Consider the following 12,692-nt stretch of genomic DNA (forward strand, 5'->3'; position numbering starts at 1 on the left):
CTGCCTGACGCTTGGCTTCAAACGGTTTTCCCAACCAATGCGCAAATGCAGTCCTTTTTCCTAGTGTAAACCAAACCATGCCTGCGCAAACAAAGGCAAAAGGAGCAGCGCGCTTATCAGGTAGCGCGCCACCCCTTTGTGGTTTACTTCTTCCGTCTCAAACGGGCGATAAAGAAACCATCACTGTCAAAATGATGAGGCAAAATCTGCAGACATGCCCCTGTCTCGTCAAGCTTTTCTCGGACCACTAGCGGCAAATCGTCACCCAGCGTATCGTCCAAGACAAACTCGGGATGCTCAGCAACAAAGCGTTGAACAATCTCCTGATTCTCTGCTGGTTCGATCGTACACGTACTGTAAACCAGCAGACCATCAGGAGCGAGCATCGAAGACATCTGCACCAACAGCTGGTATTGCAATTGGGCGATCGCTTTTACGTCGTCAGCGGTCTTGTTCCACTTCAGGTCTGGCTTGCGGCGAATGACACCAAAACCGGTGCATGGTGCGTCCAGCAAGATACGGTCAAATTGACCCAGCCCTTTTTGCGACAGATACAGCGCATCGCTGACGATTGGTTCAATGATATCCAGCCCAAGACGCTTCGCTGCATGGACGATCAACTCACGTTTATGCGGATGAACATCGTTTGCCACGATTTCCCCGCGGTTTTCCATGCGCTCGGCCAAATGCGTAGTCTTGCCTCCTGGCGCAGCACACGCATCGAGCACACGCATCCCTGGCTTTGGAGAAACTGCAGACGCTACCAGCATCGAGCTTTCATCCTGCACCGTGCAATACCCTTTTTTAAACCAGCTTGTGCCAGCTGCATTTCCCCCCGCCAGCAAGATGCCATCTGGACTAAGCGGTGAAGGCTGTACGACATGACCCTCTTCTTTCAAACTGGCAATCAGCTGTTCGCGGGTGGTTTTGAGACGATTGACGCGGACCGAGCTGTGAGGAGCACGATTGTTCGCTTCACAGATCTCACGGGTCGTCTCCTCTCCATACTCCTTCAGCCATTGACGCACCAGCCATTGGGGGTGCGAGTAGGCGACAGCCAATTGCTCCACAGCATCCCCTTTTGGTTGGCGCTCCCACACATCGGGATTGCGCAGCACATTTCGCAGGACTCCATTGACCATCGAGGATATCCCTTGATGACCTCTCCGCTTGGCGATTTCAACTGCCTCGTGTACCGCAGCGCGCTCAGGAATCCGATCCAAATAATGAATCTGATAGAGACTGAGACGCAGAAGATTGCGCACCCAGCTTTGTATTTTTTTGCCCCCTACAAAGTGGGACAGGACAAAATCAAGTGTTAATTTATGCTGAATCGTTCCATAGACCAGCTCTGTCACCAGACCCGCATCAGCAGCGCTCAGATCTGCTTTGTCCAATACGTGTCTCAGTTCCAGATTGCTGTAAGACTTCTGTTCTTCTACCCTGTTCAATACGTCCAGAGCAAGGTCACGAGCTCCTTTTTTTGCCACGGGCTACTCTCCTACTTTCGTGCCGATTTCTATGCTGTTGCCCGCACCGCGTAAAAAGTCGAGAGCGCTCATTCGTTTTTTGCCCTCAGGCTGCAGTTCGGTGATTTTCACAGCACCACTACCGCAGGCAATGATCAATCCATCCTCGTCTCGCGCCAGGATTGTTCCTGGCTGACGATCCACCGCTGCATCCACTACCTTTTCCACCCACCAGATTTTCCATACCTTGCCTTGGTATTTCGTAAAGGCAACTGGCCACGGATTCAACCCACGTACTTGGTTGTAGATCTGTTCGGCTGAGCGGGCCCAGTCAATCTGCTCGTCCGTCCGCTTGATATTGGGAGCAATCGTAGCCGCGTCATGGTCCTGAACTTCTGCTGTCAATTCCCCAGCCAAAAGAGCAGGAATGGTTTCGATCAACAAGGCAGAACCGGCTGCTGCCAGCTTGTCGTGAAGGGTTCCCACTGTATCCCGCTCCTCGATCGGAACGACAACCTTGGAGAGCATATCGCCTGCATCCAGCGCCTCTACCATGTACATGATCGTAACGCCAGACTCCTTTTCCCCTTCGACGATGCATTTGTGAATCGGCGCTCCTCCCCTGTATTTGGGGAGCAAGGAAGCGTGCACGTTAATGCAGCCGAATTTAGGAGCTTCCAGCAGTTTTTTAGGCAATATCTGACCGTAGGCAGCTGTCACGATCAGATCCGGAGACAGGGAGAGCACTTCGACCAAGGCTTCCTCCGTCTTGATCTTCTCCGGCTGCAGCACTTGCAGTCCATGACGTAAAGCCGCCTCTTTTACAGGCGGCGGCGTCAATACTTGTTTTCGTCCTACCGGGCGATCAGGCTGCGTGACCACACCAATAACGTTAAAGCCTGCTTTTATCAGGGCATCCAGACTGGATACGGCGAAGTCAGGCGTTCCCATAAACAGGATACGTACATCTCTCAAATCGATTTATTCCCCTTCCTCGTCCGGGTTCACTTGGTACACCTTGTCTGCCACATCGATGAACAGAACACCGTTCAAATGATCGATTTCATGCTGTGCGCAACGGGACAGAAGCTCTTCCGCTTCGAGTTCCACCTGATTGCCAAAACGATCCTGTCCGCGCAGCTTGATCCACTGGTGACGGCGAACGTCTCCACGCAGTCCCGGGATGCTCAAGCAGCCCTCCGGATAGTCAAACTGTTCTCCTTCGTGCTCCACGATTTCCGGATTGACCATCTCGATCAGTCCGTCTCCGCAGTCCATGACGATGACGCGCTTGGAAATACCTACTTGCGGTGCAGCCAGTCCTACGCCATTGGCGTCGTACATGGTGTCTGCCATATCGTCCAGCAATTTGTGCAGATTTGCGTTAAATTTGGTCACCACGATCGCTTTTTCCCGAAGGATTGGATCTGGATGTTTTACGATAGAACGAATGGCCATGTGTTTTTTATCCTCCCTAAAGCAATACGTACGGATCGACATCGATGGTCATCAGTACCTTCTGCTGTTTGTTCCACTCTTCGAATGCTGCAGTCGCTTGGGTAAGCAATTCCGTCACATTCGGTTCATCCCGATATTTTAGCATGATCTGAAAACGAAATCTATCCTTCACTCGGGCGATCGGCGAGGCGACAGGGCCTAGCAGGATCGTCGTAGACGCCACTCTTTGCCGCAAAAAATCTCCCAACACATGCGCCCCGCGGATCACGACAGGGACATCTTCATGACTGAACGTGATCAGTACGAGTCGATAGTAAGGGGGATATCCGGTACGTCGGCGCTGCAGCATCTCATCCTGATAAAACGCTGGATAATCGTGCCTGGTCGCATGAATGATGCTGTAATGCTCTGGCGTATACGTCTGGATCACGACATCCCCTTCAAGCTCATGGCGCCCTGCTCGACCGCCTACCTGCGTCAACAGCTGAAAGGTTTTCTCGGCTGCCCGAAAATCAGGAAGATGCAAGGATGTATCTGCCGCAATAATGCCAGCCAGTGTCACTCGCGGGAAGTCCAGGCCCTTGGCGATCATCTGCGTCCCCAACAAGACATCACCTTGACCCTGACGGAATTTGCTAAGCAATTCCTCATGCGAGCCTTTCCTCGATGTCGTGTCCACGTCCATGCGAATGACGCGAATGCCGGGAAACAGCTTGGCCAGCTCTGCCTCCACTTTTTGTGTTCCCGTACCAAAAAAACGGATATGCTCGCTCTGACACTCCGGACAATGGGCAGGCTGGGCGATGGTATAGCCGCAATAGTGACAGCGTGCCGTATGATTGCTCTTGTGGTACGTAAGCGAAATATCGCAATGAATGCAGTTCAATGTATAGCCGCAAGATCGGCACATGACAAAGGTGGAGAAGCCGCGTCTGTTGAGAAAGATCACCATTTGCTCCTGCTTTTTCAGGCGATCCGCAATCATCTCATGCAAAAGCCGACTAAACATGGAGCGATTCTCCGCGTGCAGCTCCTCGCGCATATCAACGACATGGACTTGAGGCATGGGACGATGGCCGACACGGTCGGGCATTTCCAGCAGCGTGTACCTGCCCCTTGTTGCGAGTGCATATGTCTCTAGTGCAGGTGTGGCGCTTCCCATCAACAGGACGGCACCGTTTTCCTTGGCTCGCCACAAGGCGACCTCCCGTGCATGGTAGCGCGGTGTCTCCTCCTGCTTGTAGGAGCTCTCGTGCTCTTCGTCGATGACGATTAGCCCTACATTCTGAAAGGGAGCGAAGATCGCAGAACGGGCACCTACTACGACCTTGACCTGCTTGCGGATGATCTTGCGCCATTCATCATACCGCTCTCCTTGGGACAGGGCACTGTGCAGCACCGCTACATCCGCACCAAAACGCTCCTTGAAGCGTTCTACCATCTGCGGTGTCAAAGAGATTTCCGGTACGAGAAAAATGGCTTCCCGCCCCTTTGCGAGGGTATGCTCAATCGCCTCCAGATACACCTCCGTCTTTCCGCTACCGGTCACGCCGTGCAGCAGGAATGAGGCATAGCTGGACTCTTGAATCGAGCGAATGATGGGAGCCAGCACTTCCTGCTGCCGAAGAGTGAATGCCGGCTTTTTCCGCTCCACAAAACGCCGATTGGCATAGGGGTCTCGATACACCTCGACCTGCTCGATCGCTACCCAGCCTTTTGCTTCCATGCTTTTTAAAGCCGAGCGATTGACGCCAAACTCGTCACGCATCGTCTGGATGGAAAAGCTGTCCGCGGGATGCTGCAAAAACAGCTCCAGCACGCGGCGCATTTGATCTGCACGAGCGGACAGGGAACCTAGCACCTCCATCATTTGCTCGGGACTGAGCAAGCATTTTACAAAGCTTTGCTGCTTCTTGGTGATCCGATCCTTCACCTGGTACTCTGTCGTGATCAGCCCGCTGTGAATCCAGCCGGGTATGAGCATGTATTCGTCAGGAAACTGTTTCTCCACTTCGGCAAGAGGCAATTGTCGCTTGCGCAGCAGTTCCCAGAGCAATCCAGAATTAGCGCAAATCCGCTCGTCCAGCTGGTCACTGGCAGTCAGCCACTTCTGTGCCTTGCCCTTGAGGACAGCAGGGAGCATCGCTTGCACAGCCGTTACCCAGGGACAAAGATACTGCCCGGACATCCATTCACTCATTTTCAGCAATTCCGCTGTCAATGGTGGTGTATCGTCCATGACCTGCTCCACGTCTTTGAGGCGATCTTCGTCCACACCGTGCTCCGTGTTCTCCGAGATTCCAACCACATACCCCTGAAGCTTGCGCGGTCCAAAAGGCACGACTACACGGCTCCCGACCTGAATCAAGGGACTAAGCCAGGCAGGTACACGGTAATCAAAGGGGCGATTCGTCCGGCTGACTGGCACATCCACAATAATATGGGCAATCATGACAAATCACGAAGCGAACCCTGTCCGCTCAACAACCCGATGGCGTCAAATAGCTTGTCCGCCACTGCCCTTTTGCTCATCTGAGCCAACTCTACCTGTTCGCCAGACCGGGACATCAGCGTGACGATGTTCGTATCGCTCCCCATTCCGGCTCCTTCGGTCAAGACGTTGTTGGCTACAATCATGTCCAGGTTTTTGCGTTCCAGCTTGGACTTCGCATTTTCGAGGAGATCTTGCGTCTCTGCTGCGAATCCGACTAAGAACTGATTGGCTTTCCGTTCACCGATGGTCTTCAAAATATCAGGAGCTTTGTCCAATTCCAGCACAAGCTCGCCGTCGCCTTTTTTCATTTTATGGTCGTATACCGTGCGCGGTCTGTAGTCGGATACAGCAGCTGACTTGATCACAATATCGCTATCCGGCAGCGCTTCCATGACGGCATCGAACATCTCCTGTACTGACTCTACGGCTACAAAATCGACACCGACAGGACGAGGCAACGATGTCGGTCCGCTGATCAGTACGACGTCTGCTCCACGGTCACGCGCTGCTTCTGCAATGGCATACCCCATTTTGCCAGAAGCGTGGTTCGTAATATAACGCACCGGATCGATTTTTTCTCGGGTCGGACCAGCCGTCACAAGTACTTTTTTCCCTATTAAATCCTTTTTCGTACAGCTTTCGCTCTCATGCTCTGCAAAAAATGCAGCTACAGCCTGCACGATTTCTTCTGGCTCAGCCAAGCGCCCTTTTCCTACCCAGCCACAGGCAAGCAGTCCTTCTCCCGGTTCCACAAAACGATAACCGTACTCAGCCAGCTTCTCCATGTTGGCCCGCACGGCGGGATGGTCGTACATATTTACGTTCATCGCTGGCGCTACCATGACAGGTGCCTTTGTAGCAAGAATCGTCGTCGTCAGCATGTCATCGGCCAACCCGTGGGCCATCTTGCCAATCAGATTGGCAGTCGCAGGCGCCACCAGAACCAGATCAGCACGGTCTGCAAGCTCAATATGGCTGATCACGTGCGGATCGGGCTCATCAAAAATGTCATGGTGAACGGGCTGGTGAGAAAGTGTCTGAAACGTCACCGGCTGGACAAACCTCGCTGCATTTTGCGTCAGGATGACATGGACAGTGGCTCCTGCCTGGGTAAGCTTGCTGGTAAGTGCAGCCGCCTTGTAAGCAGCGATCCCCCCTGATACACCGAGCACGATTCGTTTTCCCTTAAGCGAATGCATCCTCAATTCTCCCCCCAAACCTCTTACCGAGGCTTTTTCACAGTTTAGCTCCATCCGAAAAAAACAACCTGCTGGAGGTTGTTTTTCGTAGTCCGTTCCTATTTACGCGCTTCTACGTACTCGTATACGAGCTCGTCTGTAATCATCTCTTCCAAAGCCATGCCTACATGCTTTTTCGATTTTGGCTTCACTACTTGCATCGGGCTGTTCTCCCGAAGCTGGCGAGCCCGCTTGGAAGCCACCGTCACCAAAATGTACTTGCTGTCCGCCTTTGCGGTCAGTTCATCAATCGATGGATACAACATCTTTACCGTACCTCCTTGAGCCATTTGCGATATTTGTGAACCTGACGATCTTTTTTCAAATGCTCTGCTGTAATGATCGATCGAATCCGATCACACGCCCATTCGATCTCGTCATTGACGACCACGTAATCGTAGTGATCCATCAGCTCGATTTCCTCACGCGCTACTTCCATGCGCTTGCGAATGGTTTCTTCTGACTCCGTGCCTCTTCCCACGATCCGGCTTTCCAGTTCTTCGAGGTCTGGAGGCGCCAGGAAAAGAAACGTCCCTTGAGGGAATTTTTCTTTTACCTGCAGAGCACCCTGGACTTCAATCTCCAGAATCACATCGCGCCCTGCTTCCAGCATGGAATCGACGAATGCACGAGGTGTTCCGTAGTAGTTCCCTACGTACTCTGCCCATTCGAGCAGTTCATCCTGCTCAATCATACGGCGAAATTCTTCTTTTGACTTAAAAAAATAATTAACTCCCTCAACTTCTCCCGGACGCGGGTTGCGAGTCGTAGCAGATACCGAGTATACCAGATTGGGCATACATTCGCGAAGGGCTTTGCACACCGTACCTTTTCCTACTCCAGCAGGTCCGGAGAGAACCAAGAGGAGACCGCGGTCTACCATGTCCATGATTCAACTCCTAGTTATTCATCCGATTCATCATCTTTCGTCGTCAAACGCTGTGCTACTGTCTCTGGCTGCACAGCTGACAAGATGACGTGATCGCTGTCTGTAATGATCACTGCACGCGTCCTTCTGCCGTAAGTGGCGTCTACCAGCATATTGCGGTCACGCGCTTCCTGAATGATCCGTTTGATTGGAGCTGATTCGGGACTTACAATGGAGATGATGCGATTGGCGTTCACAATGTTGCCGAATCCGATATTAATTAGCTTGATTGCCATGCGGCCCAGCCCATCCTTTCATCCTACTCGATGTTCTGAACTTGCTCTCTCATTTTTTCCAGCTCAGTCTTGATTTCGACGGCCAAATGCTGAATATGTAAATGATTTGCCTTCGATGCGATCGTGTTTGCTTCCCGATTCATTTCCTGCAGGAGAAAATCAAGCTTGCGCCCAATCGCCTCTTCCTGTTCGAGCTGCTCCGCAAACTGGAGGCAGTGACTCTGCAGTCGAATCACTTCTTCACTGATGTCGCTTTTCTCAGCGAAAAAAGCCAATTCCTGTGCCATTCTTTGTGGTTCCCATTCAAACGATACCTGACTCAACATCTCAGCGATGCGCTGTTGGAGACGATTGCGGTATTCTTCACTCACCTGAGGAACATGCTCACGAATTTCATCGATCCATGTGCGGATCTGCGAAAGACGATTTGTCAGGTCCTTCTCAAGAAGATTCCCCTCCGCGATTTTCATGGAGGACAAGTCCTGTGCTGCAGATTCGACCAGAGCAAGAATCCATTCGCTTATATCTTCGCCCTCTTTTTCGTTTGAATCCTCGGTATGTATGACTCCTGGCAAAAGCAATAAGTCCTTCGCGGTCAAAGGTGTGTTCAGTGAAAAACGCTCGTTCATTTCACGTGAGATCAGGACGAACTGTTCTGCAACACTCCAGTCCACAGTAAGAGAAGAAGATGCCGTACTGCGCTCTTCCTCCACCGAGATGTTCACCTCTGCCCGGCCTCGCCTCACACTTTGTGCCACCAGCTTGCGCACGGGATCCTCCAGCATGCTCCAAGCTCTGGGCAAGCGAACAAGGATGTCAGAAAACCGATGATTGACGGCTCGTATTTCCACCGTCAAACGCAATGAGCCTTTTCCTTCCTCTTTCCGTCCATACCCTGTCATGCTTCGAATCATTTAATCACTTCCCAGAAAAGAAACCCTCTGGCTGAGGCTCTCTTTAAGGATGAGTCACCGCGATGGGACAACATGTCTATATCCCTATCGGCCAAAAATCGTTAATTAATTATAGGAGACAACTATTTGCAGTGTCAACTAAAGCGGGGCAGAGAACAAGATTCCTCCCACTCCCCTGTTTTATGCTACACTGTGATGGCATCATTCTTATTTTCTAATGAGGTGAGTTTTTATGGCATTCGACGGTGTAGTCACTCGTGCTTTGGCACAGGAGTTACATAGATTGGTGGGAGGACGCATCTCCAAGATCCATCAGCCCCACCACAGCGATATCATCATGCAAATTCGCGCACAAGGCGAGAACGTAAAGCTTCTTTTATCCGCCAACCCTACTTATCCGCGCATCCACCAGACCACGGAGGAGTTTACCAATCCATTGGAAGCCCCGATGTTTTGCATGCTGCTGCGCAAGCATTGCGAGGGAGGCGTGATCGAGTCCATCCAGCAGGTAGGGATGGAACGCATCATTCATATCGATGTCCGTACCCGCGACGAACTGGGCGATACAGCGGTTCGCAGAGTCATTATGGAGGTGATGGGGAAACACAGCAATATCATCCTGGTAGATCCTGCGACTGGAATGATTCTGGACAGTGCCATGCACGTTACAGCAGCGATCAGCCAGTACAGACAAGTGGTTCCAGGACGTCCCTATGTTTCTCCTCCAAGCCAGGACAAGCGTGATTTGCTCAGCGTCTCCAAGGCAGAGTTCATCTCTTTGCTGGATTGGAATGGCGGACGACTGGACAAACAAATCGTGGATTCCTACACAGGGGTAAGCCCGCTTTTGGCCAAGGAGATCCTGTACAGGGCTGGTTTGGCTACACAAGAAACCGTGTGGGAGGCCTTTGCTGAAATCAGGCAGGAAATCCTTTTGCATCAATATTCTCCAACGGTGGTCACGACCAAGGACAAGTCGTATTTTCACGTCGTGGAACTCACCCACTTGCCGGCCGAGACAGTCACTCCTTTCCCTAACGTCCATCAGTGCCTCCAGGCATTTTACGAAGGAAAAGCCTTGAGAGATACCGTGAAGCAGCGCGCGCACGATCTGATTCGTTTTGTGACAACGGAAAGGAACAAAAACGAAAAGAAGATCGAAAAGCTGCTGCAGACTTTGGAGGAAGCCAAGGATGCGGAACAATTCCGACTGTACGGCGAGATGATTACAGCCAATATGCATCAGATCAAACGCGGCGATAAGGAACTGGTCACCGTGAACTGGTATGATGAGGCCGGCCCAACACTGACTATCCCACTCGACCCGTTGAAAACCCCTTCCGAAAACCTGCAAGCCTACTACAAACGCTACAACAAGGCGAAAAACAGCATACAGGTTGTGAATGAACAGATCGAACAAGCGAAAACCGAAATCCTTTACCTCGATGGCTTGCTCGGTCAGCTGGAGCACGCTAGTTTGACCGAAGCGGAGGAAATTCGCGAAGAGCTAGTCGAGCAGGGTTATGTACGGGACCGAAAAAAACGCGGGATGCGCAAGAAAAAAGATACGCGGCCAGAGCTGGAAAAATACGTGTCAACAGATGGCACCGAGATTCTCGTCGGAAAGAACAACAAGCAAAATGAGTATTTGACCAACAAGCTCGCCTCTCCTCACGAGACGTGGCTGCACACGAAGGATATCCCTGGCTCGCACGTCGTGATTCGGGCTCGTCAGTTTTCTGACCGGACGTTGCTGGAGGCAGCCAATCTGGCGGCTTATTTCAGTCGCGCTCAACAAGGAAGTCAGGTCCCTGTCGACTATACGCTGGTCAAGCATGTAAAAAAACCGAATGGTTCGAAACCAGGATTTTGTATCTATGAGCAGCAGCGCACCTTGTACGTCACACCTGACGAAGCACTGATTCGACAATTAAAAACGAACACCCCGACTACGCATAGCTAGGTTGGCAACGTTCATACTAAGGGTATGAAAGGAGGGGTTCGTTCTTTGAACATCATCATCAAGCTCCTGATAAACGGCGTCATCGGGATTCCAGGTCTCTGGTGGTCAGGAACGTCACTCACGTTTGCCTTCGTCGCCAGTATCATCGTCAGTCTGATCGCCTATGCGATCGGTGATTTGTTGATCCTGCCGAATACGAACAATACATTTGCAACCACTGCGGATTTTCTTCTTGTGTTTGCTTTGTTTTGGGCTTCCTGCGCCCTCTTTAACCAGACGTATCACTTGTCGGGCATACTCGTAACTACTTTTGCCATTGGTGTGGTCGAATATTTTTACCACAGCTATTTACAGCATAAGGGCGTTCATCACACCAAGCATCCAGGTTGATTCAATGAAGGGAGGATCGAAATGAACGTCATTGGCATTATTCAGACTGACCTAAACGAGTTTAGTGTGCTTTTCGACCAGCAGCAGGGTGACCACAATGGTCAACAACAGCAGCAGCAAGGCAGCAGCAATTCCCAACAACAACAGCAATCCCAAGACAACAATGAAGAAAATGACTCCATGTTCCTCGGTTTTCTCGACGAGCCTTCAAACGGTCATAACAGCAAAAGCTCCTCGCAAAGCGGTGGGCAGCAAAATGGCCAGCAACAGAATGGTCCACAAGAAATGACCGTCCGTATTAAAGGAATTCCCGAAGGCCAAAAAGCCAACTTCCTGCAAATGTATCAAATCCTCCAAGATGCGCAGGACACCCAGTCTTTGAACCAGTCTCTGACGATTGTCCAGCAAGGAGATGAACAGGGTCAGCAGGGAAGAAGCAAAGGGAATAAGAACGAATCCAGTCAATCTTCCAACCCCATGCAATAAATAAAACACAAACACGTATTGCCTCATCCTTTTACACGTCAGCCTTAAAACAAAAAAACCACCTGGAATATTTTTCCGGGTGGTTTTGGTTTTGCATTCGTTACCCGCTCTGCCGTTGACCTCATGTTTCTAAAACCTGCGCTCACACAGGTGGGTGACACCTTTCGCACTTCTGCCTTCCCATGCATCCCAGCAGGAGGTGGGCCTGGCATCCGTCACGAATTTTCGTCTCCCGAATAACACGTATAAGGTTAGAAACATTTACGGCCTTACGTACATCGCAGGATGTTGTTATCCTTACTCTACCACAGAACCCGTGATGGCTCAACGGATAATCTTTCCAATTATCCGCGTTTCATCCGGGCACGAACCAAAGCAGCGAATTCAGGATGCTTCAACAAAGCAGGCTGCTGCTCCTTCTCCCAAGCCAAGGCGTACTGCAGGTCATGATCCAGGCTATGGTTCATCCCGGACTTGGTCACAGCAAAAGCCTGCTTGGGCAATCTGCGAAGCTGGGTGATTAATTGCTCCACTTCCTGGTCGAGCTGTTCGACATGCACAGCCTTGTAAATCAGTCCGATCTGCGCGGCTTCGCTTCCCGAAAGCCTGTCGCCCAGCAACGCAAGCCGTTTTGCCTGTGCCATTCCGACTAGGCGAGGCAGGAGATAGGTTCCTCCAAAATCCGTTGTCAATCCGATCTGAACAAAAGGCTCCTGCAGCCGTGCATCTTCAGTTGCGATGACAAAATCCGCATGCAAAGCCAGATTCAGTCCTGCCCCCACCGCGACTCCTTCTATCACTGCAATTACGGGCTTCGGCATGTGATGCAGGGCAGTCAGAAATTCATTGATCACTGTCAGCGCATCATTTGCTTGGCTTTCTTCCCCCATTGAACCCAGAACGCTCAAGTCAGCACCTGAACAAAAATGTCCCCCTGCTCCCCGAAGCAGGACGATTTCCACGGACTCGTCCTTCGCTGCTTCGCCAATTGCACCCTGCAACAGCCTGAACATCTCGATTGTCATCGCATTCAATACTTGTGGACGATTCAAAGTAATTGTGAAGACACCTTCCTCGTACGTAGTCCAGATTGGCTTCGTTTGCAGCTCTTCCATC

The 12,692-nt window shown here is 51.4% G+C and carries 13 protein-coding genes and 1 other RNA gene; 3 read left to right on the forward strand and 11 right to left on the reverse strand.

Going from position 1 to position 12,692, the window contains the following annotated elements; translation table 11 throughout:
• Positions 1–143 precede the first annotated feature (143 nt).
• The 9 genes from rsmB to EDM52_RS13960 form a co-directional block, all read right to left on the reverse strand.
• Complete coding sequence (gene rsmB, locus EDM52_RS13920; RefSeq protein ID WP_122909584.1) at positions 144–1,490, reverse strand: 16S rRNA (cytosine(967)-C(5))-methyltransferase RsmB; 1,347 nt, start codon at positions 1,488–1,490, stop codon at positions 144–146.
• Between the two features lie 3 nt (positions 1,491–1,493).
• Positions 1,494–2,444, reverse strand: coding sequence for a methionyl-tRNA formyltransferase (gene fmt, locus EDM52_RS13925; RefSeq protein WP_122909585.1), 951 nt, complete (start codon positions 2,442–2,444; stop codon positions 1,494–1,496).
• 6 nt (positions 2,445–2,450) lie between these two features.
• Positions 2,451–2,927: a peptide deformylase gene (gene def, locus EDM52_RS13930; protein ID WP_122909586.1), complete on the reverse strand. Its 477-nt coding sequence runs from the start codon at positions 2,925–2,927 to the stop codon at positions 2,451–2,453.
• 16 nt (positions 2,928–2,943) lie between these two features.
• Positions 2,944–5,379: a primosomal protein N' gene (gene priA, locus EDM52_RS13935; protein ID WP_122909587.1), complete on the reverse strand. Its 2,436-nt coding sequence runs from the start codon at positions 5,377–5,379 to the stop codon at positions 2,944–2,946.
• Entirely contained in the window at positions 5,376–6,620 is a 1,245-nt protein-coding gene (gene coaBC, locus EDM52_RS13940) for a bifunctional phosphopantothenoylcysteine decarboxylase/phosphopantothenate--cysteine ligase CoaBC (protein ID WP_122909588.1), read from the reverse strand. The genes priA and coaBC overlap by 4 nt, the downstream gene beginning before the upstream one ends.
• A 98-nt stretch (positions 6,621–6,718) precedes the next feature.
• Positions 6,719–6,925: a DNA-directed RNA polymerase subunit omega gene (rpoZ, locus tag EDM52_RS13945; RefSeq protein ID WP_122909589.1), complete on the reverse strand. Its 207-nt coding sequence runs from the start codon at positions 6,923–6,925 to the stop codon at positions 6,719–6,721.
• Positions 6,926–6,927: 2 nt separating this feature from the next.
• Positions 6,928–7,548, reverse strand: coding sequence for a guanylate kinase (gene gmk, locus EDM52_RS13950; RefSeq protein ID WP_122909590.1), 621 nt, complete (start codon positions 7,546–7,548; stop codon positions 6,928–6,930).
• A gap of 14 nt (positions 7,549–7,562) precedes the next feature.
• On the reverse strand, positions 7,563–7,823 hold the full coding sequence (gene remA / locus EDM52_RS13955) for an extracellular matrix/biofilm regulator RemA (RefSeq protein ID WP_015891999.1): 261 nt from the start codon (positions 7,821–7,823) through the stop codon (positions 7,563–7,565).
• Between the two features lie 23 nt (positions 7,824–7,846).
• On the reverse strand, positions 7,847–8,737 hold the full coding sequence (locus tag EDM52_RS13960) for a YicC/YloC family endoribonuclease (protein ID WP_122909591.1): 891 nt from the start codon (positions 8,735–8,737) through the stop codon (positions 7,847–7,849).
• 232 nt (positions 8,738–8,969) lie between these two features.
• Between EDM52_RS13960 and EDM52_RS13965 the strand changes: the two genes are divergently transcribed.
• From EDM52_RS13965 to EDM52_RS13975, 3 genes are read left to right on the forward strand one after another with little or no spacing between them, the layout of a single operon-like run.
• Positions 8,970–10,700, forward strand: coding sequence for an Rqc2 family fibronectin-binding protein (locus tag EDM52_RS13965; protein ID WP_122909592.1), 1,731 nt, complete (start codon positions 8,970–8,972; stop codon positions 10,698–10,700).
• A 45-nt stretch (positions 10,701–10,745) separates the two neighbouring features.
• Positions 10,746–11,090 (forward strand): DUF2512 family protein, encoded by a 345-nt coding sequence (locus tag EDM52_RS13970; protein ID WP_122909593.1) that lies wholly within the window; start codon positions 10,746–10,748, stop codon positions 11,088–11,090.
• Between the two features lie 21 nt (positions 11,091–11,111).
• Positions 11,112–11,576: a hypothetical protein gene (locus tag EDM52_RS13975; RefSeq protein ID WP_122909594.1), complete on the forward strand. Its 465-nt coding sequence runs from the start codon at positions 11,112–11,114 to the stop codon at positions 11,574–11,576.
• A 97-nt stretch (positions 11,577–11,673) separates the two neighbouring features.
• Here EDM52_RS13975 and ssrS read toward each other — a convergent pair.
• Both ssrS and EDM52_RS13985 read right to left on the reverse strand, forming a co-directional pair.
• A non-coding RNA gene (ssrS, locus tag EDM52_RS13980) (6S RNA) lies at positions 11,674–11,866 on the reverse strand.
• A gap of 54 nt (positions 11,867–11,920) precedes the next feature.
• Positions 11,921–12,691: an enoyl-CoA hydratase/isomerase family protein gene (locus tag EDM52_RS13985; protein WP_122909595.1), complete on the reverse strand. Its 771-nt coding sequence runs from the start codon at positions 12,689–12,691 to the stop codon at positions 11,921–11,923.
• Between the last annotated feature and the right edge of the window lies 1 nt (position 12,692).

The organism is Brevibacillus invocatus (genome assembly GCF_003710915.1).
Classification (GTDB): Bacteria; Bacillota; Bacilli; order Brevibacillales; family Brevibacillaceae; genus Brevibacillus; species Brevibacillus invocatus.